The organism is Rhodococcus sp. 05-2254-6 (assembly GCF_002258565.1).
GTDB lineage: Bacteria > Actinomycetota > Actinomycetes > Mycobacteriales > Mycobacteriaceae > Rhodococcoides.
The window spans coordinates 12,006-35,100 of sequence record NZ_NOZF01000187.1 but is presented as its reverse complement, the minus strand read 5'-3'; the positions used below and the strand labels follow the sequence as shown (position 1 = coordinate 35,100).

At 65.5% G+C, this 23,095-nt stretch carries 24 protein-coding genes; 5 read left to right on the top strand and 19 right to left on the bottom strand.

Going from position 1 to position 23,095, the window contains the following annotated elements; all coding sequences use genetic code 11:
- The first annotated feature begins 30 nt into the window (after positions 1–30).
- Both CH256_RS26295 and CH256_RS26290 read left to right on the top strand, forming a co-directional pair.
- Entirely contained in the window at positions 31–339 is a 309-nt protein-coding gene (locus CH256_RS26295) for a hypothetical protein (protein ID WP_094671352.1), read from the top strand.
- Positions 339–845 (top strand): hypothetical protein, encoded by a 507-nt coding sequence (locus CH256_RS26290; RefSeq protein WP_143536682.1) that lies wholly within the window; start codon positions 339–341, stop codon positions 843–845. The genes CH256_RS26295 and CH256_RS26290 overlap by 1 nt, the downstream gene beginning before the upstream one ends.
- Positions 846–976: 131 nt before the next feature.
- Here the strand turns inward: CH256_RS26290 and CH256_RS26285 are convergent, their stop codons facing one another.
- Positions 977–1,270 (bottom strand): hypothetical protein, encoded by a 294-nt coding sequence (locus CH256_RS26285; RefSeq protein WP_094671348.1) that lies wholly within the window; start codon positions 1,268–1,270, stop codon positions 977–979.
- Positions 1,271–1,507: 237 nt separating this feature from the next.
- Between CH256_RS26285 and CH256_RS26280 the strand changes: the two genes are divergently transcribed.
- Positions 1,508–2,077, top strand: a complete 570-nt coding sequence (locus CH256_RS26280) for a type II toxin-antitoxin system PemK/MazF family toxin (RefSeq protein ID WP_094640417.1) — start codon at positions 1,508–1,510, stop codon at positions 2,075–2,077.
- A 48-nt stretch (positions 2,078–2,125) separates the two neighbouring features.
- Here the strand turns inward: CH256_RS26280 and CH256_RS26275 are convergent, their stop codons facing one another.
- From CH256_RS26275 to CH256_RS26265, 3 genes are read right to left on the bottom strand one after another with little or no spacing between them, the layout of a single operon-like run.
- Positions 2,126–2,956, bottom strand: coding sequence for a transglutaminase family protein (locus tag CH256_RS26275; RefSeq protein WP_094671346.1), 831 nt, complete (start codon positions 2,954–2,956; stop codon positions 2,126–2,128).
- Positions 2,957–2,964: 8 nt separating this feature from the next.
- Positions 2,965–3,939 carry an alpha-E domain-containing protein gene (locus tag CH256_RS26270; RefSeq protein ID WP_068052387.1) on the bottom strand — a complete coding sequence of 325 codons (975 nt, stop codon included), beginning with the start codon at positions 3,937–3,939 and terminating at the stop codon, positions 2,965–2,967.
- Positions 3,940–5,499 (bottom strand): circularly permuted type 2 ATP-grasp protein, encoded by a 1,560-nt coding sequence (locus CH256_RS26265; RefSeq protein ID WP_255183248.1) that lies wholly within the window; start codon positions 5,497–5,499, stop codon positions 3,940–3,942.
- A 355-nt stretch (positions 5,500–5,854) separates the two neighbouring features.
- On the opposite strand from CH256_RS26265, the gene rpsT reads away from it, so the two are divergent.
- Complete coding sequence (gene rpsT / locus CH256_RS26260; RefSeq protein ID WP_027497522.1) at positions 5,855–6,115, top strand: 30S ribosomal protein S20; 261 nt, start codon at positions 5,855–5,857, stop codon at positions 6,113–6,115.
- Positions 6,116–6,189: 74 nt separating this feature from the next.
- Here rpsT and holA read toward each other — a convergent pair whose 3' ends face one another.
- From holA to CH256_RS26205, 11 genes are all read right to left on the bottom strand, one after another.
- Positions 6,190–7,158, bottom strand: a complete 969-nt coding sequence (gene holA, locus CH256_RS26255) for a DNA polymerase III subunit delta (RefSeq protein WP_094640419.1) — start codon at positions 7,156–7,158, stop codon at positions 6,190–6,192.
- Positions 7,159–7,214: 56 nt separating this feature from the next.
- Complete coding sequence (locus CH256_RS26250) at positions 7,215–8,807, bottom strand: ComEC/Rec2 family competence protein (RefSeq protein WP_094671344.1); 1,593 nt, start codon at positions 8,805–8,807, stop codon at positions 7,215–7,217.
- Complete coding sequence (locus CH256_RS26245; RefSeq protein WP_094671342.1) at positions 8,804–9,670, bottom strand: helix-hairpin-helix domain-containing protein; 867 nt, start codon at positions 9,668–9,670, stop codon at positions 8,804–8,806. Before CH256_RS26245 ends, CH256_RS26250 begins: the two co-directional genes overlap by 4 nt.
- Positions 9,671–9,778: 108 nt before the next feature.
- Positions 9,779–10,627 (bottom strand): DegV family protein, encoded by an 849-nt coding sequence (locus CH256_RS26240; RefSeq protein ID WP_094640205.1) that lies wholly within the window; start codon positions 10,625–10,627, stop codon positions 9,779–9,781.
- Positions 10,624–11,373, bottom strand: coding sequence for a diglucosylglycerate octanoyltransferase (octT, locus tag CH256_RS26235; protein ID WP_068052408.1), 750 nt, complete (start codon positions 11,371–11,373; stop codon positions 10,624–10,626). The genes CH256_RS26240 and octT overlap by 4 nt, the downstream gene beginning before the upstream one ends.
- Positions 11,360–12,013, bottom strand: coding sequence for a histidine phosphatase family protein (locus tag CH256_RS26230; protein WP_094671340.1), 654 nt, complete (start codon positions 12,011–12,013; stop codon positions 11,360–11,362). Before CH256_RS26230 ends, octT begins: the two co-directional genes overlap by 14 nt.
- Positions 12,010–12,399 (bottom strand): ribosome silencing factor, encoded by a 390-nt coding sequence (gene rsfS / locus CH256_RS26225; protein ID WP_032394567.1) that lies wholly within the window; start codon positions 12,397–12,399, stop codon positions 12,010–12,012. Before rsfS ends, CH256_RS26230 begins: the two co-directional genes overlap by 4 nt.
- The gene (nadD, locus tag CH256_RS26220; protein WP_068052425.1) at positions 12,396–13,109 is read right to left on the bottom strand and encodes a nicotinate-nucleotide adenylyltransferase; all 714 of its coding nucleotides are present in this window, start codon (positions 13,107–13,109) and stop codon (positions 12,396–12,398) included. Before nadD ends, rsfS begins: the two co-directional genes overlap by 4 nt.
- Positions 13,110–13,216: 107 nt before the next feature.
- Entirely contained in the window at positions 13,217–14,632 is a 1,416-nt protein-coding gene (locus tag CH256_RS26215) for a vWA domain-containing protein (RefSeq protein ID WP_094671338.1), read from the bottom strand.
- A gap of 1 nt (position 14,633) precedes the next feature.
- The gene (locus CH256_RS26210) at positions 14,634–15,515 is read right to left on the bottom strand and encodes an AAA family ATPase (protein ID WP_094671336.1); all 882 of its coding nucleotides are present in this window, start codon (positions 15,513–15,515) and stop codon (positions 14,634–14,636) included.
- A 45-nt stretch (positions 15,516–15,560) separates the two neighbouring features.
- Positions 15,561–16,838 carry a glutamate-5-semialdehyde dehydrogenase gene (locus tag CH256_RS26205; RefSeq protein WP_094671334.1) on the bottom strand — a complete coding sequence of 426 codons (1,278 nt, stop codon included), beginning with the start codon at positions 16,836–16,838 and terminating at the stop codon, positions 15,561–15,563.
- Between the two features lie 113 nt (positions 16,839–16,951).
- Between CH256_RS26205 and CH256_RS26200 the strand changes: the two genes are divergently transcribed.
- Positions 16,952–18,070 (top strand): NADH:flavin oxidoreductase/NADH oxidase, encoded by a 1,119-nt coding sequence (locus CH256_RS26200; protein WP_179272237.1) that lies wholly within the window; start codon positions 16,952–16,954, stop codon positions 18,068–18,070.
- A 4-nt stretch (positions 18,071–18,074) separates the two neighbouring features.
- Here the strand turns inward: CH256_RS26200 and CH256_RS26195 are convergent, their stop codons facing one another.
- The 4 genes from CH256_RS26195 to CH256_RS26180 all read right to left on the bottom strand — a co-directional run bounded on the left by CH256_RS26195 (position 18,075) and on the right by CH256_RS26180 (position 23,094).
- Positions 18,075–19,031: a D-2-hydroxyacid dehydrogenase gene (locus CH256_RS26195; protein ID WP_094671332.1), complete on the bottom strand. Its 957-nt coding sequence runs from the start codon at positions 19,029–19,031 to the stop codon at positions 18,075–18,077.
- Entirely contained in the window at positions 19,031–20,461 is a 1,431-nt protein-coding gene (locus tag CH256_RS26190; protein WP_256989558.1) for an MFS transporter, read from the bottom strand. The genes CH256_RS26195 and CH256_RS26190 overlap by 1 nt, the downstream gene beginning before the upstream one ends.
- A 114-nt stretch (positions 20,462–20,575) precedes the next feature.
- Positions 20,576–21,772: a M20 family metallopeptidase gene (locus tag CH256_RS26185; RefSeq protein WP_094671330.1), complete on the bottom strand. Its 1,197-nt coding sequence runs from the start codon at positions 21,770–21,772 to the stop codon at positions 20,576–20,578.
- Positions 21,769–23,094, bottom strand: a complete 1,326-nt coding sequence (locus CH256_RS26180) for an aminotransferase-like domain-containing protein (protein ID WP_256989557.1) — start codon at positions 23,092–23,094, stop codon at positions 21,769–21,771. The genes CH256_RS26185 and CH256_RS26180 overlap by 4 nt, the downstream gene beginning before the upstream one ends.
- Position 23,095 lies beyond the last annotated feature (1 nt).

Genomic DNA, 23,095 nt, shown 5'->3' with positions numbered 1-23,095 from the left:
GCTGTCGTCAGATCCCCATAGGGTCTGGGGATGGCAATCAAAGTGACCCTTGACCCCAACTTCACCGTTGGCGACCTGTACGCGTTCGTGGACCTTCTCAGAGCCGCGAACATCGACTCCGAGGTCGTCGTCGGTCAGGTGAACATCGCTAATGACGACGAGATCCTCGACCACTACGAGATCGAGCTACCCGCGGCAACCGCGGCATCGACCCCGCGGATGCCCGACGCACCGTGGCACCTGTACCGCGAGGCACTGGACGACATCATTGCGGGCGATGGAAACGCGCAGCGGCACCTCGAAGATCTCGCCAAGCTCCGCGACGCCCTGCCCGACTGATGGCTGTCGATCCTGTATGGGCAGGCGTGGTCGGCACCGCTGTAGGTGCCGTCGCCGGTAGCGCATCGTCTCTCCTCGCGCCTCTCATCAACTGGAAGACCGAGAAAAAGCGGCTAGAGGTCGAGGTCAAGAACGCGAAGGAACTCGCGGATCACCAGCACAAGCTCGACGTCGAAAGACTGAACCAAGAGGCCGCGGCGGCTGCAATTGCCGCCAAACGCGATCTTGTGGCGAGCTGGCGGCAGGGAGTGGCGGATGCGCTACGCGATTTCTTGGATGCGACAGAGAAAGCGGACGACAGGAACTCACGAGGCTTGGGTTGGGAGTTGAAACCTGCTCCCGTTGTCGGCACACCGTGGTTCGAGACACTGCGCCCCTACCTCGACGATAAGCAGGCAGAGGTTTACAACTCCTTCATTCTGCCGAGCGAAGTCATCGTGACCGAAATGCTGGCCAAACGGTTGTCGGCCGAAGTGACACGTATCGCGAGGGACTGGAAAGTCTGACCCTGCACGCAGAACGGCCCCGCCTCAACCGGGAGATCAAGGGCGGGGCCGTTCCTCAAACATCGCGTCGCTGCAGCCGCGCTGTTGGTTGCATCGTGCCCGACGTCGCGGGCATTCGAGAAAACTTCGGACTAGCCGAACACCACCGTCGACAAACCGCCCATCGCGAACGGATCCGCGGGTTCGGGGTCCGCAGGGGGCATGGCGCTGCCGAACTTCTCGTCGAGCTGTCGGTCGAGTTCGGCGGTTCGTTCGAGGTGTTCGGCGTACCCGGTGCGGATCGCGAAAGTCAGTAGGTCGAACTCCTCGCGGCTCATGTTGACCGCGAGCGTCGACGTGAACTCGATCGACACGTCGAAGTCGTCGAACGTGACGACCGGCTCGAAGTTGGGTGCGTTCTCGGTGGTGGTGGTGTGTGCGAACATGCCTAGCCCTCTCCTGCGTGGGGATTGTCCTCAGATTCAGGAGTGTCTTATCGTCAACCTTGCATCGGCGAAGCTGGGCACTCGTATCCTTCGGCTGGCGTGTTCGGAATGAGCGAACGGGTTTCCCTATCGTCCCACGCCGAGAACGGTGCGCCGTCCCCGGCTGTCCGACTCGGGTGTTCTCGTCCCCGAGGTTCGGGCGATGAGCAGCAGAGTCTGCATCGCTACACTCGCCGCATGGCTGGCAACTGGAGCAGATTCGGCAAGGAACTGAGCAAGATCGCGATGCGCGAGGGCCCCCGACTGCTGCGTCAATTACAGAAGTCCGGAGCCCTGCAGAAGGGCAAGGACGCGATCAGCGGGACGGCCACACGCACGTCTGCTCCGACTCCTCGTCCGGGCCGGCCGGTGGCGTCGCAGACCAGGCCCACGGCGCAACGCGCCCGCACCATCGAGTACTCCCCCGACCTGGACGGCAAGGCCGACCCCGGCGAAATCGTCTGGACCTGGGTCACCTACGAGGAGGACGCCAGCCAGGGCAAGGACCGCCCGGTGTTGGTCATCGGCCGTGAGGGCAACGATCTGCTCGGCCTGATGTTGTCGAGTCAGAGCAGCCGCGACGGAGACCGTGACTGGCAGTCGATCGGGTCCGGGCCGTGGGACGCCGAAGGCCGACCGAGCTGGATTCGTCTGGATCGAGTACTCGACGTGCCCGAGGACGGCATCCGACGCGAGGGTGCGATTCTGAGCAAGCCCCAATTCGATTCCGTGGCAAACAGATTGCGCCGCGACTTCGGCTGGAACTGATGTGTGCGCGTTGTGCGCCCATGAAAGGGCGCACAACGCGCATCTGGCTCACGCCAACCGGGTGATCTCCACGACCACGTCGAGGGCCGTCGAACCGCCGCCGGAGAAGATGCCCTTGAGCGGCGGCACGTCGGCGTAGTCGCGGCCGAGTCCGACCGACACGTGCTGCTCGTTGACGGCGATGGCGTTGGTCGGGTCGTAGCCCCACCACGCACCGGTCCAGGCCTCGATCCACGCGTGGCTCTGACCCTCCACCGTCGCACCGATCGCGGCCTGTTTCTTGGGATGCAGGTAACCCGAGACGTACCGGCTGGGGATACCGATGCTGCGCAGCATCAGCAGCGTCAGGTGGGCGTAGTCCTGACAGACGCCCTTCTTTTCCGACCACGCTTCCACGGCCGAGGTGTGCACGCCGGTGGTTCCCGGCACGTAGGACATCTCCTGGTTGACCCAGTTGGAGATCTCCACCACCGATTCCTGTGGCGGTAGGCCCTTCGACAGCTTCTTCGCCACCGATGCGAGTTGCCTGTTCTTCGGCACGTATTCGGTGTTGTCGAGGACCTCGTTGAAGCGGTCGATGACCGGCTCGCTCGCGAGTTCCTCCCAGGAGGCGTTCTCGTCCGGGTAGACGAAGGGATCGGTCTCGACCACCGACGATCCGGTGACCTCCAGCTCGGTGTGCGGTGCGTGCAGATCGAACGCCGTCACCGCTGTGCCCCAGTAGTCGGTGTAGCGGTAGGAACGCGTCACCGGGTTGGTCTCGACTCGGTTCAGAATCACGTTCTGCCGATTGTCACTTCGCGGCGTCAACCGAGCCTCGTTGTACGACGACGTCACCGGTGCGTCGTACTGATAGCCCGTGGTGTGCACGACACGCATACGCCAGCTCACAGTTCACCTTCCAATTGATCTTCGAATGTTCCGGAGCCGGCATCGGTCCACGCGACCCACGGGGCGGCGTGGAAATACTGCTTGGAGATCGCATCACCGAGTTCACGGCAGGTTTCCTGCAGCGAGAGCAAGCGCTCCTGCAGATCGTCGAGAATTTCACCGGGACGGAGGAATTCGAGTTCGCTACGAGCGCGACCGAGTAGGCGCTGAGCCTCGGCGCGCGCACCGACTCGACTGTTGGGCTGATGGTCGAGCTGATCGAGCGAACGTTCCGCCTCGTTGAGTGCGTAGAACACCGATCGCGGAAAGAGCCTGTCCAACAACATGAATTCGAGAACTCGCTGCGCGTCGAGTGCGCCGCGGTAGGTGCGCAGGTAGGTGTCGTGTGCACCGGCGGAGCGAAGCACGGTGACCCACGCCGGCGACGACGGCCGGTCACCGGCTCGCGAGAGCAACAACCGAACGATCATGTCGATGCGCTCGACCGAGCGACCGAGCAGGAGGAAGCGATAGCCGTCGTCGTGACTGAGGGTGGAGTCCGCGAGACCGGCGAACATCGCGGCACGCTCCTCGATGTAGCTGAAGAACTCGGCCGGGCCGGTGCGCTTGGACGCCTTGATGCGCTCGTTCAGCCCGTTGTACGTGGTGTTCAAGCATTCCCACATCTCACTGGACGTCACTTCACGCGCGCCACGGGCGTTCTCACGGGCACTCGACAGCGAGTCCACGATCGAACCCAATCCGTCGCGGCTGAAGGCGACGACCTCGGTCAGAGACCACACGTCGAGCGAGACATCGGGCTCGTGCTTGAACCCGAGTACTCGCAACAACACTCGCGAAGTGTGGTCGGGATCGACCGTGGCGTCTTCGAGTAGCTGGTGGACGGTGACATCGAGAATGCGTGCAGTGTCGTCCGCTCTCTCCACGTACCGTCCGATCCAGTAGAGCGACTCTGCGTTGCGCGCGAGCATTTACTGTCCACCGCCGTTCGAGTCCGAGTTCGTTGCCTGCTGTTGTTGCTGCTGTTGCTGTTGCTGCTGATTCATCTGCTGGTCCATCGTCAGCTCCGGACCCTGTTCGGCCATCGGTGACTCCGGCGGAACGCTGACGATCTCCTCGCCGGCAAGTTCCTGCTCCTCCTGAGAGGTTCGGGTGGCGAGCACCCAGGTGTCCTTGCTGCCACCGCCCTGGCTGGAGTTGACCACCAGGGATCCCTCCGGCAGCGCGACCCGGGTCAGGCCGCCCGGCAACACCCAGACGTCGTCGCCGTCGTTGACGGCGAACGGCCGCAGGTCGACGTGGCGGGGTACCAATCGATCACCGATCTTGGTCGGCACCGTCGAGAGCTGCACGACGGGTTGGGCGATCCAACCACGCGGATCTGCGCGAACCTTCTTGCTGATGGTGGCGAGTTCCTTCGGCGAGGCGTCGGGTCCGAAGACGATGCCGTAGCCGCCCGAACCTTCCACCGGCTTGATGACCAGTTCGTCGATGCGGTCGAGAACTTCCTCGCACTCGTCGTCGAGCCAGCACCGGAACGTGTCGACGTTGGCCAGCAACGGCTTCTCGCCCATGTAGTAGTCGATGATCGTCGGAACATAGGTGTAGACGAGCTTGTCGTCGCCGACGCCGTTTCCGACGGCACTCGAGATGACGACGTTGCCTGCGCGGGCGGCGTTGACCAGACCTGCCACTCCGAGCACCGAGTCGGGCCGGAACTGCATGGGGTCGAGGTAGTCGTCGTCGATACGCCGGTAGATGACGTCGACCTGACGCTCGCCCTCGGTGGTGCGCATGTAGACGATGTTGTCTCGGCAGAACAGGTCTCGTCCTTCGACGAGCTCGACGCCCATCAGTCGTGCGAGCAGCGAGTGCTCGAAGTACGCCGAGTTGGCCACGCCGGGAGTGAGAACCACCACGGTCGGATCGGCCTCGTTGAGGGCGGCCGATGCGCGCAGTGCTCGCAGCAGGTGCGAGGCGTAATCGCCGACGGCGCGGACGCGATGGCTGGCGAACAGGTCGGGGAACACCCGGGCCATCGTGCGCCGGTTCTCCATGACGTAGGACACGCCAGACGGCGACCGCAAGTTGTCCTCGAGCACTCGGAAGGTGCCCTGGGCGTCACGAACCAGGTCGATGCCGGCGACGTGGATGCGCACACCGTTGGGCGGTGTGATGCCGACCGCTTCGCGGTGGAAGTGCTCGCAGGAGGTCACCAGCCGCTTCGGTACCACGCCGTCGCGCAGGATTTCCTGGTCGCCGTAGATGTCGGCCAGGAACATCTCGAGGGCTTTGACGCGCTGCTTGATGCCGCGCTCGAGTCGTGACCATTCACCTGCGGCGATGACGCGGGGAACCTGGTCGAGCGGGAACGGGCGTTCCTGGCCCGACAGGGAGAACGTGATGCCCTGGTCGATGAAGGCGCGTCCCAGCGCGTCGGATCTCGCGTCCAGGTCCACTGCGTTCGCCGGGGCGAGTGCAGTATGGATGCCCTTGTACGGAGTTCGGGTGCGCCCGTCCGCGTCGAACATCTCGTCGAAGGCGAGACTGTACTTACCGACGTCGGAGTATCCCCCGAACACCCCGTCGAGCTCGGGTTCGACGCGATCCGCTGTCTTGGTTCTGGTCGCTTTGGCCTTGGTGGCGGCATGCGTTGCCGATCGCGGACTCATTCTGGCCATGTTGCTACAGAGACAGGAGTTAGGCGCGGTAGAAGCGTTAATTTCTTGAAACGCATCGTCACCCCACTCCGGATTGGGTTCTGGCCGACCGTACTGGTATTCTCGATCTTCGGCGCAGGGCTCCAAAGCTCAGCAGCAGACTTCGGGCATTCCATCATGGATCGCCCTGACCGGAATACCGACGAAGACGACAAGGATTTTACGCGTGGCCAATATCAAGTCCCAGAAGAAGCGGATTCTCACCAACGAGCGTGCACGCCTGCGCAACCAGTCGGTGAAGTCCTCGCTTCGTACCGTCATCCGCTCGTTCCGCGAGGCACAGGCTGCGGGCGACAAGGACAAGGCTTCCGAGATTCTTCTCGATGCAGGCCGCAAGCTCGACAAGGCCGCCAGCAAGGGCGTCATCCACAAGAACCAGGCCGCCAACAAGAAGTCGGCACTGGCTCTCGCAGTCAACAAGCTCTGATCCATCACTGAGCTCGATCGAGCCCGCCGCATCCGACCAGGATGCAGCGGGCTTTTTCGTGCTCTCTGCCGACGCTACCCACCCAGTGATGCGACCTCGGCCACCGCTTTCTCCACCGCGTAGTCCGCGTCCGCTGCTTGACCTTTGACGTCTGCATTGAGCTGCGCCACCACGCGCAGCGCCTGGGCGATGGATCGACCGTTCCAGCCGCGCGCCTGACCCTGCGCCTTCTTGATCTTCCACGGCGGCATCCCCAGCTCCCCTGCCATTCGGAACGGGTCGCCGCGACCCGCCGAACCCACCAGCGCAATGGTGCGGACGGCATCGGCCAACGCGTCGGCGAGCAGCACGTGCGCCACGCCCCGGTGCATCGCCCAGCGCAGAGCCTCCAGAGCGCCGGCTCGGTCACCGATCACCGCTTTGTCCGCGACGTCGAATCCGGAGACCTCGGCCTTGCCGGAGTAGTACCGACGCACCGCGGCGAGGTCGACCTTGCCCCCGGTATCGGAGACCAACTGCGAACAGGCCGAAGCCAATTCGCGAAGTTCGTTGCCGACGGACTCGACCACCGCCTCGATCACGTCGCCGCTCACCCGGACATCGGCGGTACGGAACTCTCCGCGCACGAAGTCGATGCGTTCGGCGGGCTTGGTGAGCTTGGCGCACTCGTGCACCTGTGCGCCGCATTTCTGCAGCGCTCCGACCATCGCCTTGGCCCGGCCGCCGCCGGAGTGCATGACCACCACCACAGCACCCTCGGGCGGATCGGTAGCCGCGTCGAGTACCAGCGCTGCGGCGTCCTTGCCTGCCTCGGCGGCGGCCTCGAGCACGAGAACACGGTCCTCGGCGAACAGTGAGGGACTGAGCAGTTCGGCGAGCTCCGGAGCGCTGGCATCGCCGGTGCGCAACCGCGTCACCGGCAGGTCCTCCCCCGGTATCGCAGCACTCGCACGCACCTGAGCCACGATCGCGGCCACCGCGCGATCCATCAGAAGTTCCTCGTCGCCGAGAACCAGATGCAGAGGAGCCACACTCGAAGTCACGACCATGATCGTGCCATGCGCGGCCGACACACTCGGCATCCGCTTCGTCCGAGCACTCACCACAGAACGTGTGCCGTCCACATCGCGAGTGCCGCTATCGCCACCGCCGCGGCCAGCCAACGAAACACGGTGAAACGCAACGCCGTCAGCACCGCGACCGTCGAGAACGCCGCCAGTGCTGCACCCTCGACGCCGTCGGGGACGACGATGCCCGCGCCCGGCACCGACGCGGCCCGCTCCGCCACCGTGATCAACCACCACAGCGGAGCGGACGCCAGCTGCGCGACCAGTTCCGCCAGCGAGCCGCTGACGGCAGCGATCACCGCTGTGACGATCCCCACCACCGTGATCGGAGCGACGACAGGTGCCACCAACACATTCGCCGCCACTCCCACCACGCTGAACGTTCCGGCCATGGCCGCAACCACCGGTGCCGTCACCGCGTGCGCCGCCGCGGCTACGGCCACCATCTCCGCTGCCGCTCTGGGCCAGCCGCGCGCCCGAAGCCAATCGACCCAGATCGGCGCGACGAGCACGAGCCCTGCGGTGGCGAACACCGACAGCACGAATCCGACATCCACCGCCAATCTCGGCCACCACGCGAGCAAACCCAACACGGCTCCGCACAGCGCCGGTACCGCCTGCCGTCGTCTGCCGGTGACGAGGGCCAGCAGGCCGATCGACCCCATGATTGCGGCACGCAACACACTCGGCGACGGCCTGGCCACGATCACGAACGCAACGAGCACGACGAACGCCACCGCGACCGTCGCACGGGGCCCGATTCCGATACCCCGCAACACCAACAGAACCGCGCCGATCACGATGGAAAAATTTGCGCCGGACACAGCCGTCAAATGCGTCAGGCCTGCCGCCCGGAAGTTCTCGGCCACCGTCTCGTCCAGCCGCGAGACGTCTCCGACCACGAGCCCGGGTAACAGACCTGCACGATCCGGTGGCATCGAATTCTGCGCTACCGCTGCCAGATTCGACCGGAACGTGCCCGCGGTAGCGGAGATCGCCCCGGGCTCGGTCACTGTGACGGGCGCACCCGACGTGCGGATGACGGCCACACTCATGTCCGGTCTGATCGGCACGCCGAGCCGGCCCCGCACGGTGACCTCCTGGCCCGGCAGCAGTGCCGACCAACTCGACTCCGGGGCGATGATCGACACCCGCCCACCGACGTACAGAGCCTCACCGCCGACGTCCACGCGAGTCATCTCGGCGTTCACCATCACCATCGAGGGCCCCGCCGACAACAGCCGGCGTGGGTCCTCCTCCAACCGCACCGACGCGGTGACCCACGCTCGGTTCTCCGCCGCCGCAGCGACAGGATGTTCGGCCAACGAACTCATCTGAAGCCAGATCGCTCCCCCGAAGCACAGCGCCAGCCCGATCACCGCGGCCGCACCGAACCGACTCGAACCAGGCAAGGCGCGCCGAATCGACAACCGGTGCAGGGATACTGCGACGAGCAGCACCACCGCAACCGCCGACGCGGTAGCAGCGAGAGCAGCACCCGGGCCTCCGAGAATTCCGATCGCGGTGATCGACCAGCACACCGCAGCGGCCGGGACCAGTCGCACATCGAATGGCTGACGATCCTCGGTCTGCTCCGCACCGGTCGACGCGGTATCGGTGTTCATCCGACGTGCACCAGGTCTCGGATCTTCGCCAGTCGGCCGGGCCCGATCCCGTCCACCTCGGACAGCTGATCCACGGTTGCGAAGCGGCCGTTGGTCTCTCGCCAACCGACGATCGAAGTCGCGGTGACCGGCCCGACCCCGGGCAACGCGTCCAGCTCTGCGACGGTCGCGGCATTGAGGTCCACCGTCCCGCCGGGCGTGGAACCTCCGCCACCGACCGGTGCGCCGCTACTACCGTCTGCCGGTGTGCCGATCCCGGAAGTCGTACTGCTGACCGGTGGAGGGGCATCCGGCGGCACTGCTCCGACGACGATCTGATCACCGTCGGCGACTCGCGCGGCCATGTTCAGCGCCAGCAGGTCGGCACCCTCCACTGAGCCGCCTGCCGCAGCCAGCGCGTCGGCGACTCGCGAACCCGGTTGCAGCCGAACCAATCCGGGGCTCGTCACGAGCCCGACGACGCTCACCACGAGTTCGGCGTCGGCGCTCGGCTCTGGATCGACAACGTCGTCGGCATCAGCCGTGCCGGGCGCGACCACGGCAAGCGGCGGCGCAGGTGCCGGAGTCGGTGCGTCTCGAAGCACCGCGAATCCCGCCACCAGCACGACGAACACCCCGGCCGCCGCCATCGCCACTGCCCCCGGTTTCCCGGGGTCGACGCGGGCGGATCGCCATCGCGACGGCAGCAAGGCCGACCACGGGGTGCCTGATCGTTCCGCTTGCGGCAGCAGCCAATCCGGGTCGGTGGATCCGGCGTCGGGTCGCGGCTCCTCGGGCGCGACGCGATCGCGGTCGGAATCGTGTTGTCTGCGCACGGAGTTCAATCGCGCCACCGTGTGTGCCCGATCGTCGTTGCCGCCCATGCTCGACGACGCTAGTGCCCGCGATCGGTTCACTCCCCGGTGATTACAGGTCGCCGATTGCCCTGTGTACAACCCGGAGGCTGTGGATGAACCGAGGGCCGGGCCCGGTTATCGGCGTCCCGGAGCCACGACGACACCGACCGCGCCGGGGCCGACGTGAGCACCGAGAACGGCACCGAAGGGGTAGACGTCGATGCTGGTCGAGTGCGGAATTCGGGAGGCCAGCATCGCGGCTACGTCCTCGGCTCGCTCCGGGCACTGCATGTGGTGCACCGCGAGCGCAACCCCCGATTCGTCACCGACCTCGGTCGCGGCAGCGACGGCGGCGTCGACCAGCTTGTTCAATGCCTTGGACGAGGTCCGCGCCTTCTCCTTCAACACGAGTTTGCCGTCGCTGATGTGCAGTACCGGCTTCATGGCCAGCGCAGTGCCCAGCAACGCCGCGGCGGCACCGATTCTGCCTCCACGTCGCAGGTGGTCCAGTCGATCGACGACGATGAAGCATCGCGAGGTCGTCGACGCGGCGACGGCGTCGCGGTACACCTCGTCCAGTTCTGCTCCCCCGGCGGCAGTGGCTGCCGCAGCAAGCACCGCGAAGCCCAGTCCCATGCCCGCCGAGGCGGAATCGACGACTCGGACGGCCGAGCCCACGTGATCTGCGGCCTGGCGTGCTGCCTCCCACGTGCTCGACAGTCCCCGGGAGATGTGCAGGGCCACCACACCGGCACCTCGACTGCGTTCGAGAGCCGCGGCATAGATCTCGGTCAGCTCGCCCGGGGAAGCCCCCGCTGTGGTCACGGGCTTGCCCGAGGTGGACTGCTCGGGAATGTCGTCGACGCCTTCGCGATGGTCGATTCCGTCGACCAGCACGTGCAGTGGCACCAACGCGATGCCGCGTTCGGCGGCGAGTGTGGCCGGCAGACAGGACGAGGAGTCGGTGACGACGGCGACGGTCATGGCGATCCGGTCACCGATCCGGCGGCGACGGGTCGCAGCACCTCCAGCATCGCCTCGGCGACCGCGACATGAGCGTCCCACCCCCAGTGGATGCCGTCGGGGTTCGCGTTCTCGGACTCGATGTTCGGTCGGACGGCGTCGGCGAGGTCGACCATGGGGACGTTGTTGTCCACGCTCCATGCGCGCAGGGCGCGTACGGCGGGTTCGCGACCCGAGTGCACCTTGCCGTAAGCATCGCAGCGGTGCACCGACGGATAGGTACCGATGACCGGAAGTTCGGGGCGCACGTACGCCAGTGCCGCGCGGGTCTGTTCCAGATACTCGACGCTGAGCCGCGGCGGCAGCGCCACGGGCCAACCGAGATGCGACAGAACAGGTTGCACCGCTTGGTATCCCGCGCGAACCACGCGCCGAAGGGCAGGCGGTCGGACGTATCTGATCTGTTCCCGGAGCGCAGTCGGCAACGGCGACGGGAGTGAATCCATGCCGCCGATTCCGAGTACGACGGCACCGGCACGGGGAATGGCTGCCCACACCCGCGGATCCTGGGTCAGAGCCCACCACGCGTCCCGACTCGTCCAGCCGATGCGCGCAACCAACTCGACCGTCCAACCGAGTTCCGCTGCAACGAGATTGGGCCAGAGCCGCGGATCGTCGACGGGCAGTCCGCCCTCGGGTCCGTAGTAGCTCAGCGAGTCCGCGAGCACGAGCAGCGCGGGCTGCGCCGCCGTGTCAGAGGACGTCACTGGCCACTCGCGCCGAGGCGTTCCACACGTCCAGTCGCCAGGACGGATTCTCCCCGGGCCCGTGCGCACCGAGTTGCACCCAGCTGGTGTTCGCGAGGCCACCGAGCACCGGCCAGCGATCGGTCGGCAGATCGAGCAGCGCGGCGGTCAGTGCAGCGATCAGACCTCCGTGCGCGACGAGGACGAGCGGTCGCTCGCTGCCGTCGGCACCCCACTCGGGCACGCCTGCTGTGAGTTCACGAACCAGCGGCATGCTGCGTCGCGCGACGTCGATGCGGCTCTCCCCACCGGGCGGGGCGACGGTGGCGTCGGCGCGCCAGGCCGGTCGCGCACCGGGGGCGATGTCGTCGACCTCGGTGTGGGTGAGTCCCTGCCACTGACCGAGGTGAGTTTCGCGCAGACGCTCGTCCACCGAGACCGCGACACCGGCTGCATCTCCGAGCGCGTTCGCGGTGTCGAGAGCTCGCCGCAGATCCGAGGAGACGATCTTGATCGGCTCACGCGTCGCGAGCTCGGCGGCGGCCGTCTTCGCCTGGCTGCGGCCGAGTTCGGACAGATCGGTGTCGAGCTGACCCTGCATGCGGTCGGTGGCATTGTATTCCGTCTGACCGTGCCGAATCAGGATGAGCCGTCTGATCATTGCTCCGATTCCGGAGCCGGATGCTGTCCGAGACCGGGAACCTCGATCGTCGGGCAGTCCTTCCACAACCGCTCGAGCGCGTAGAAGTTGCGCTCTTCGTTGTGCTGGACGTGCACGACGATGTCGGAGTAGTCCAGCAGTGCCCAACGGCCCTCCCTGGTGCCCTCGCGACGGACCGGCTTGTGTCCGGCCTCACGGAGCTGATCCTCGATGTTCTCCACGATCGCGTTGACCTGACGCTCGTTCGGTGCCGAGGCGATGACGAAGCAATCGGTGATGTAGAGCTGATCGGAGACGTCGAGAATCACCACGTCGCCGGCCAGTTTGTCGTCGGCTGCGAGCGCGGCGATACGCGCCATTTCGGCGGCTTCGGCTGTTGCAGTCACTTCGGTGTACTCCCACTCGTATGGCTCGGGTTCGCGGTCATTGCGCTGGTGACCGACCCTGCCGGTTGCTTCTTCTGGGGCGCTGGTTCCGACATGGTGACGGATCCGTCGAGACGCTGAGCGCCTCGTGGTCTGTAGAGATTCCTCTTCGAGATGTATTGCACGACGCCGTCCGGTACCAGGTACCAGACGGGCCGATTCTCACCGGCTCGAAGTCGACAGTCCGTCGACGATATCGCGAGTGCAGGGATTTCCATCAATGTGAGAGTGTCCGCGGGCAACGACCGAAGGTGATTGGCGAGATGTTCGACGCCGAGCTCGAACCCGGGACGCGAGACACCGACGAACTTGGCGAGCTCGAACAACTCCTCCCAGTTCTGCCACGTGAGTATCGACTCGAGCGCATCCGCACCGGTGATGAAGTACAGCTCGGCGTTGGGATGCTGCGACCGCAGATCGCGCAGGGTGTCGACGGTGTAGGTCGACTTCTCCCGATCGACGTCCACCCGACTGACCGAGAAACGCGGATTGGACGCGGTCGCGATGACCGTCATCAGGTAGCGATCCTCTGCCGGGCTGACCGTCTTGCCTTCCTTCTGCCACGGGTTTCCGGTGGGGACGAAGATGACCTCGTCCAGACGGAACTTGTTCGCCACTTCGCTGGCCGCGACGAGGTGCCCGTGGTGAATCGGGTCGAAGGTGCCGCCCATCACGCCCAAACGGCGGACGGACTGCCTACCGGTGTCGTCGCCGGGGTCGAATTCGCGCTGCACAACCGCCGATTCTACGGCCGGGGTGCCGCCTGCCGTCACACGCCTCACACCGGCAGCAAACGCGAGACCACGGTGGCGAGCTGCTGAGCCGATCGGCACTCGTGCATCGCGATTACGTCTGAGTACACCTTGGCAGCCGAATCGCCGGAACCCCACTGCGATTTCGGTTCGGGATTGAGCCAGTACGCATGCTTGGCCACCGACACGATGTGCGCCAACGCCGGCAGCTTCGGTTCGCGGTAATTGGTGCGGGCGTCCCCGAGAATCAGCACCGAGCTGCGACTGGTGACCGCGTGCGCGTACTTCTCGTCGAATGTCGTCAGTGCATGGCCGTAGTCCGAGTGGCCGTCGTACGTCACCAGATCGGACTCGCGAACGATGCGACTCATGGCGGCTCCGAGGTCGGCTCCGGAATCGAAGAATCGCGTCACCTCGTCGGTGGAGTCGATGAACGCGAAGATGCGCACGCGCGAGAACTGCTCTCGCAGTGCATGCACCAACAGCAGAGTGAAATTACTGAATCCTGCCACCGAGCCCGAGACATCGCACAACACAACCAGTTCGGGGCGCGCTCGCCGCGGCTTGCGCTCGACCAGGTCGATCGGAATACCGCCGGTGGACATCGACTTGCGCAGCGTACGCCGCAGATCGATCGAGCCGTGCCTGCTTCGGCTGCGCCGCACCGCAAGTCGCGATGCCAACAACCGGGCGAGAGGGGTGACGTTGCGTCGCAGCGCCGCCATCTCCGTGTCCGAGGCCCGCAGGAAATCGACTTCCTCCGCGAGCTTGGGTACCCCGTAGCTCGCCACTCGCTCACGGCCCAGCTTTTCTGCCGAGCGACGCCTCGTCTCGCTCTCGATCATCTTGCGTAGGTCTGCGATGCGTTGCGCTGCAGTGCGTTTGGCAACCTCGGACTCGTAGTCGTCGGTGGGGCGATCGGGTGCGTCGTCGCTGCGCCCGAGCAATCCGTCGAGAATCTTGCGCAGCAACGTTTCCGGCGCAACGTCGCGTAGCGCCTGATATGCCGAGAACGACGGCCCGTTCGAGGACTTGTACTGTCCGAGTTCCTCGACCATCTGCGCCGCCAGCATCTGGGTCAGCTCGGCGGCCTCGGCCGAATCGTCCGAGAGCAGATCGACCAACAGCTCGCGGAGGGCATCGATGTCGACGTCGCCGGCAACGGTGCGGGGCAGCGCGGTATCGATCTGCCCCGAGTCCCTGGTGCCCGATGCCACCGGAAACCACAGGTCGAACAGGGCGTCGAACACTCCGCGATGCGTCGGACGGCGCAGCAGTGCACAGGCCAGACCCTCGCGCACGGCCTCCCGATCGAGCAGATCGAGAACCGACAGGACGCGTCCGGCATCGACCGTCTCCGACGGCCCGACCGAAATTCCACGCCGACGCAGTGCGTCGACGAAACCGACGAAGTAACCGGGAATTCCGTGTGGGGCCTGCATGTCAGTTGAGCCGGAGTTCGGCTGCCGCGCGAACCTGGTCCGACTGATGCTTGAGCACCACACCGAGTGTGGAGCGAACCGCATCGTCGTCGAGGGTGTCCATACCGAGCGCCAACAGTGTGCGTCCCCAGTCGATGGTCTCGGCCACCGAGGGCAACTTCTTGAGCTGCATCGCGCGCAGAACCCGCACGGTCTTGATCATCTGCTCGGCGATCGCCTCGGGTAGGTCGGGAACCCTGCTGGCCAGAATCCGACGCTCGAGGTCGCTGTCCGGGAAGTCCAGGTGCAGGAACAGGCACCGACGCTTGAGGGCCTCGGACAGTTCACGAGTGGCGTTCGAGGTGAGCACCACGAACGGCGTTCGCTCGGCCACGATCGTGCCGAGTTCGGGAATGGTGATCGCGAAGTCGCTCAGTACCTCGAGCAGCAGTCCTTCGATCTCGACGTCGGCCTTGTCGGTCTCGTCGATGAGCAGAACCGTGGGATCGGTCCGGCGAATGGCCTGCAGAAGCGGGCGTGCAAGCAGGAACTCCTCGGAGAACACGTCCAGCTTGGTCGAGTCCCAGTCGGCAGCGGTACCGGATTGGATGCGCAGAATCTGCTTGGCGTGGTTCCACTCGTACAGCGCGCGAGCCTCGTCGACACCCTCGTAGCACTGCAGCCGCACCAGTTCGGCCCCGGTCGTCTGCGCGACGGCACGGGCCAGCTCGGTCTTGCCGACTCCCGCCGGACCTTCGATCAGCAGCGGTTTGCCGAGGCGATCGGCGAGAAACACCGAGGTTGCGGTGGCCTTGTCGGCCAGATAGCCCGTCTCGGCCAGGCGCCTCTGGACGTCGTCCACGCTGGCGAACAGCGGGGGTGTCGTCGGTAGGGCACGATCCATGTCACAGCTCCTGATGATCGGGTCTGGCCGTTACTTCGAGGGTTGTCAGTCTCGGACGTGTCCGTCGCCCCACACGGTCCACTTGGTCGAGGTCAATTCGGGCAATCCCATGGGTCCACGCGCGTGCAGCTTCTGCGTCGAGATGCCGATCTCGGCCCCGAAGCCGAACTGCTCGCCGTCGGTGAACGCCGTGGAGGCGTTGACCATCACTGCCGCCGCGTCGACCCGCTGGGTGAACTCGCGCGCGGCACCGATGTCGGCGGCGACGATCGCCTCGGTGTGGCCGGTGCCGTATCGGTCGATGTGGTCGATCGCCTCGTCGATACCGCCCACCACCTTCAGCGCGATGTCGAGTGAGAGGTACTCCTGCGACCAGTCCTCGTCGTGCGCGGGCACGAGCCCGGGCAGATCCCCGTGCACCGTGACGCTGTGCATCTGGAAGGCCTGGAGCAAGCGCGGAACCATGGTCTCGGCGATCGCGGCATCGACCAATACTGTCTCGGCGGCGTTGCAGACGCTGACTCGCCGGGTCTTGGCGTTGAGCACGATCTTCTCGGCCGTCTCCGGATCGGCAGAGGCGTGGATGTACACGTGGCAGTTTCCGACGCCGGTCTCGATGGTCGGAACCGTGGCGTCGCGCACGACCGCTGCGATCAGGCCGGCTCCACCACGCGGAATCACCACGTCGACCAAACCGCGAGCCTGAATGAGGTGGATCACCGTGGCACGATCGGCGCTTCCCAGAAGTTGCACCGCTGCCTCGGGTAGACCGTGATCGCGCAACGCTCCCTGCAGTGCCTCGACCAACGCCGCATTGGACTGCGCCGCCGACGACGAACCGCGGAGCAGCACCGCGTTGCCGGATTTGAACGCGAGGCCGAACGCGTCGACGGTGACGTTGGGACGGGCTTCGTAGACCATCCCCACCACACCGAGCGGAACTCTCAGCTGACGAATCTCCAGCCCGTTGGGCAGCGTCGAACCGCGGATGACCTCACCGATCGGATCGGGCAACCCGGCCACCTGACGCAGTCCCGCCGCGATGCCGTCGATGCGCGACGCGGTCAGCCGCAGCCGGTCGAGCAGACCCTCGTCGGTACCGGCCGCTCGCGCGTTCTCGATGTCGACTGCGTTCGCGGCGAGTACCGACTGCGAGGCTGCGACGACGGCATCTGCCGCGGCGTGCAGCACCGCGTCCTTCTCTGCGGTCGTCAGCAGCGCGAGCGCCCGCGATGCGGAGCGCGCTCGGCGTGCTGCGGCGTGAACGTTCTCTCGCTCGTCGGCAGTGCTGGTCACCGGTTCGGCCGAGACGGAAGCTGTCATGAACTACACACTAATAGGGGCCGGGAATGAAGCTGCATCGCCGCGTCGTTGCAGCACAGCGTGAAGATCGTCGACCGACCGTCGGCGCTGCCCGAAGACCGGAGGAACCCCTCGTGAGTGTGCTGTTCGAGCCTCTGACCCTGCGCAACGTCACCTTCCCGAACCGGGTGTGGATGGCACCGATGTGCCAGTACTCGGCCGACGAGGCGGGTGACATCGTCGGTGTCGCGGGCGACTGGCACCGCACCCACCTGGTGAGCCGGGCGATCGGCGGTGCCGGTCTGATCATCACCGAAGCCGCCGCCGTGAGCCCCGAGGGGCGCATCAGCCCGTCGGACCTGGGCATCTGGAACGACACCCAGGCCGATGCATTGGCAAAAATCGTCGCCGAGATCTCGTCCTTCGGAACCGTCCCGGGCATTCAGCTGGCACACGCGGGGCGCAAGGCGTCGACCGCTGCGCCCTGGGTGGGTGGCAAGTCCCTGCCCGCCGAGGACCCCCGAAGTTGGGAAACCGTCGGCCCCAGCGAGGTTGCGTTCGGTGACTACGCGAGCCCGCGGGAGGCGACGACCGAGGACATCGCGAAGATCGTCGACGACTTCCGGACCGCCGCCCAGCGTGCGCTGAGAGCAGGATTCCAGGTGGCCGAAGTGCACGGCGCGCACGGATACCTGCTGCACCAGTTCCTCTCTCCTGCCAGCAACACCCGTACCGACTCGTACGGCGGAGATTTCGCGGGCCGCACGCGTCTGCTGATCGAGGTCGTCGACGCCGTGCGTGAGGTGTGGCCGGAAGAGCTGCCGCTGTTTGTTCGCCTGTCGGCGACGGACTGGCTCGACGAGCCCGAGAACAGTGAGCATTCAGCCGAATTGGAGGCCCCGAGCTGGACGTCGGATCAGACTGTCGCGTTGTCGCAGATACTCACCGAGCACGGGGTGGATCTGGTCGACACCTCCACCGGAGGCAACGTGCACGCCAAGATTCCGGTCGGTCCCGGCTACCAGGTTCCGTTCGCCCGACGAATCCAGAACGAGACCACGATGCCCGCAGCCGCAGTCGGCATGATCACCGAACCCAAGCAGGCCGAGGACATCGTCTCGCTGGGCGAGGCAACGGCTGTACTGCTCGCACGCGAACTACTGCGTGATCCGTACTGGCCGCGGCGCGCCGCCCGCAAACTCGGCGTCGAGATGCTCCCGGCCGTGGCACCGCAGTACGAGCGGGCCTACTGAGGGCTCACACCACGAACCCGAGCTTCTTGTCCACGACGTTGCGCAGCGGTTCGCCTCGAAAATGCCGAAGTGCGTTGTCAACGAACAACTCCGCGAGCCGCTGCTTCCACCCCGAGGCATCCCCGCTCATGTGCGGGGTGACGATGACGTTCTCGGCCGTCCACAACGGGTGGTCGGCCGAGAGCGGCTCGGTGTCGAACACATCGAGTGCGGCCCCCGCGATGTGCCCGGTGGCAAGGTGTGCCAGCAGTGCATCGGTATCGAGCAACTCCCCACGGCCGACGTTGATCACCCGGGATCCGGGCGTCATCGCGGCCAACACCGCGTCGTCGACAAGTCCCCTCGTCTGTTCGGTGAGTGGCGCGACGAGCACCAGATAGTCGGCTCGGGCTGCCACGGAACCCAAATCGTCGCTGGCGTACACGGTTCCGAAATCGCGATCACCCTCTCGCTGTGTTCGCCCCACGCCCGAGACCGACATCCCCACTGCAGTGAGCAGGGTGGCGATGGCCCGACCGATCGCTCCTGTTCCCACGATCATCGCGTGGGCACCGTCGATTCGTTCGGTCTCGCGATGCTGCCAGACCTTCGATTGCTGCAGTGCGCGAGAACGTTCGGAGTCCTTGGCGAACGCGAGGATCTGCGCCAGCACGAACTCCGCGATCGGTCGATCGAACACGCCCCGCGAATTGGTCACGATCACATCGGAATCGACCAACTCGTCGAACATCAACGAGTCGACGCCTGCCGCGGCGATGTGTATCCATTTCAGCGAGCCGCAGCGGGGCCACGCGGATCGGACTGCGGGAGAGAAGAAGTCCCACAGCAGCAGCGCGTCGGCCCCGTCGACCGCATCACCGAGGGTGTCGCCGGTGGCGTACCGGACGTCGGCGACCTCCTCGACGGAGTCGAGACCGTCGGGAAGGTCGCCGGCGTGCAGAACGACGAGAACAGGTGCCACTACTTCTTCTTGTATCCGACGAGTTCGACGCCGGACGCGGCCACCTCGTCGTCGTTGTCACCGGGGCACTGGGTTCCGCGCAACGAGCGGCCGGCGGTTTCCGGCATCAGCAGAATCGGCACGAAGGCGATGGCAGCCGCGATCATCATGTACCAACCCGGAACCAGGTTCGATCCGGTTCGGTCGATCAGGAACGTCAGGATCAGCGGAGCCGTACCGCCGAAGAGCGCCGTCGAGACGTTGTACCCGATAGCGAACGCCCCGTAACGCACCTGAGTCGGGAACAGTGCGGGCAGGGTCGACGACACGCAGGAGCACATGATCACCAGCAACACTCCGAGACCGAGCAGGCCGACGCTCTGGCCGATCAGTCCGGTGTTGATGATCAGCAGGAACAGCGGAACGCTGAATACGAAGTACCCGATGCAGGCCGCCAGCAGCAACGGCTTTCGGCCGACTCGGTCGGACAGCGCACCGATGGGGTTGATGATCGCCATCATGATGATCATGATCGCCACGAGGGTGAAGTTGGACTGAGTCGTGCTGTGCCCCAACGTGTCGCTGAGATACGAGGGCAAGAACGTCAGCACCGTGTAGTAAGCGATGTTGAGCAGCAGCACGAATCCCATCAGGATCAGGATCCGCTGCCAGTACGTCATCGTGGTCTTGAGCGACGCCATGGCCCCACCTGCGCCTTCCTCGACCGTACCGCCGTCTTCCTTGGCCTCGGCGAACACGGGAGAATCCTCGAGCCGGGTCCGCAACCACAGTGCGACGATGCCGAGCGGCAGAGTCACCAGGAACGGGATTCGCCAGCCCCACGCCTCCATCGTCTCGTCGCCGAGCGCGACGTTGAGCAGGGTGCACAGGGTGGCACCGCCCACGGTTCCTGCGAGAGTGCCGAATTCGAGGAACGATCCGAAGAATCCGCGGCGCTTGTCCGGCGCGTATTCGGCCATGAACACAGCTGCGCCGCCGTATTCACCACCGGTGGAGAAGCCCTGCACCAAACGGCAGACGAGCAGCAGAAGCGGTGCGGCGATGCCGATGGTGTCGAACGTCGGCAGCACGCCGATGGTCGCCGTGGCCAACGTCATCATCGAGACGGTCAGAACCAAGACCTTCTGGCGGCCGATGCGGTCTCCGAGTGGGCCGAGCACGATGCCGCCGATGGGGCGAATGATGAACGACGCGGCCAGCACGGCGAACGTGGAGAGCAGGCTTGCTCCCCCGTCCTCGGACGGGAAGAAGTTGGCGGCGATGTACACGGCCAGGTAGCCGTACACCGCGTAGTCGAACCACTCGACGGCGTTACCGAGCGCGGATCCGCCGATGGCGCGATGGAGAACCTTGGTCTCGTCCGGGCTCAGAGTGTCGGTGCTCGGGGGATGTCCGGTCGGCGATGCTGCCGACCCTGATTTTTCGGTCACGGTCGAAATACCTCTCGCTTTTGTGGTCAAAGTGGAGCGTCGGTGTGGTACTTCGCAGCGTTCGACATTACGACGATGCGGAACATACGGTTCGGCCCACCCCCTCATGCAACGCTAAAGCGCTGGTAGCGCAGCAATTCTGGTGGCGATCAACGCGTACGCCCTTGCGCTGTCGGTCAATTGCTGCACGGCGACGGACTCGTCCGGCCGATGTGCTTGGCTTTCGATCTCCCCCGGACCGAGCACGACGGTCTTGATACCCATCTGCTGTGCCACGAAACCACCATCGCACGATGCGGTCCAGATGTCAGTCGAACGTGCAGATCCGGTGTCGAGGACCGATTGCACTGCGGTGGTGACCAATCCATCGTTCACGCTGGTCAGAAAGCCCGGCATCTCCATCGCGATTTCGATGCGAACGTCGATGTCGCCGCCGGTCACCCCGGCCGATTCGATGCGCGATCGCAGGTCGCCGACGACACCGGCAGCGCTCTCTCCCGGTACCAGACGGCGGTCGACGGTGAGCACGCAGCGATCGGCGACCATCGATGTGCCGGTGCCTCCCGTTATCGTCCCCACGTTCCACGTGGCCGGACCCAGATCGGTGTCGGGGTTGGCATCCAGCTCGGCCTGGGAGCCCTCGATGATCCCGATGATGCGCGCTGCCGCGGAAATTGCGTTGGCCCCGTTGCGCGGCTGCCCCGCATGCGCGGAACGGCCACGCACCTCGATCTCCAGGTTCGCCGCCCCTCGACATCCGACGATGGTGACCAGGTCCGTCGGCTCTGCCACCACGCAGCAGCTGTAGTTCCGGTGCGGAAGCGCGGCGACGAATGCTCGGATACCGAGACCGGTGTCCTCCTCGTCGACCAGACACGCCAAGGTCATCGGATACTCGTCCGCGAGACCGGCGCGATGCACTGCGGTCATCGCCGCGACCACCGCTGCCAGGCCGCCTTTCATGTCGCAGGCCCCGCGGCCGACAATTCGGCCGTCTCGAACGACCGCGGAGAACGGATCGGTGGTCCAGCCCGTACCCGCCGGAACCACGTCCGAGTGGCCGACGAACAGCACTCCCGGCCGCTCGTCGGATCCGATGGACACGATGACGTTGGGTCGCCCCGGAGCCACCTCGACGGTCCGAACGTCGAATCCCAGTGCGCGACAGTGCTCGGCGAGCACCTTCGCAGTCTTCTCCTCGGTATCGCCGGGGTTCTCGCCACCGGCATCGATCAATGCCGCAGTCAGAGAGACGATCTCGTGCTCGTCGATCGAACGGAGAAGAGCGCCTTCGGAAGTCGAAACGGTCATCGGGTGGGATCGGAGGCGAGCAGGTGCTTCGACTTGTCCACCGCTGCCGCCAGCCGTCTGATTCCCTCGTCGATGCGTTCGGGCGTCGACGAGGCGAAGCACAGCCGCAGCGAATCGTGGAATTTCCCACCCACCGACAACGCCGGCCCGGGTATGTAGGCCACACCCTCTGCCAGTGCGGTCTCGAACAGGTCCTGCGTCGAGAAGTCGACGTCGTTGCCGCGCAACGTCGCCCAGAGAAAGAACCCACCCTCGGGATCCGTCGTGGACATCGACTCGCCGAAGTACTTGTCGATGCTGTTCTGCATCGCGACCTTGCGGGGCAGGTACACCGAGGCCAACGATCGAAGATGCTCGTCGAGCAGGCCGCGCCGGATGTACTCGGCCACCATCCGCTGACCGGGCAGGTTGGTGCACGTGTCCATGGCCTGCTTGGCGTTGACGATCAACTGCCGTGCCTCCGGGGCGGCGTCCACCCACCCCACGCGCAGGCCTGGGGCGATCATCTTGGAGAAGGTCCGCACCGAGAAGATCAACGGGTCGTTGGGACTGAGCGTGCCGAAACTGGGAATCGGATCACCCGAGAAGCGGAGCAGGCCGTACGGATCGTCGTCGAGAATCACCGATCCCCACCGGTGCGCCAGCTCGATGAGGAGCTCACGCCGCTCGAGCGACAGGGTGACGCCGGACGGGTTCTGGAAGTTGGGGATCACGTAGATCATCTTCGGCACCCGACCCGCGCGCTCGACGAGCTCGGGCAACGCCTCGACGATGAGGCCGTCACTGTCCATCGGGGCCTCGAGAATGTCGCCTCCGTAGCTGAGCACGGTGGCGGTTCCGTTGGTGTACGTGGGACTTTCGACGATCACCAGGTCGCCCGGATCGACGAACAGCTTGCACGCGATGTCGAGCCCCTGCATTCCGCCGGAGGTGATCACCACACGCTCCTCGGACGTGGGTTCGCCGACGGAATCGAGGTACGAGAGCAACGCGTCGAGCAAGCCGGGATCGCCTTCGGTGGCACCGTAGTCGAACGCGTCGGCAGTCAGTACGCTGCCGGCGATCTCGGTGAACGCAGCGGCCGGAACGGTCTCGGCTGCAGGAGATCCCATGGCGAATCTGACGATGTCGTGCTTCTGTGCGGCGAGGAGCGATGTCGAGGAATCGATCACCGATCCCACCAGTTTGTCGGTCCGCAGGGCCCAGGGAATGGCAGGAGTGGAGCCTGCGGAACGACCGGTTGGGGCAGGAGTGGAGCCTGCGGAACGACCCTTCGTGGCAGGAGTGGAGCCTGCGGAACGACCCTTCGTTGATGCGGTCATG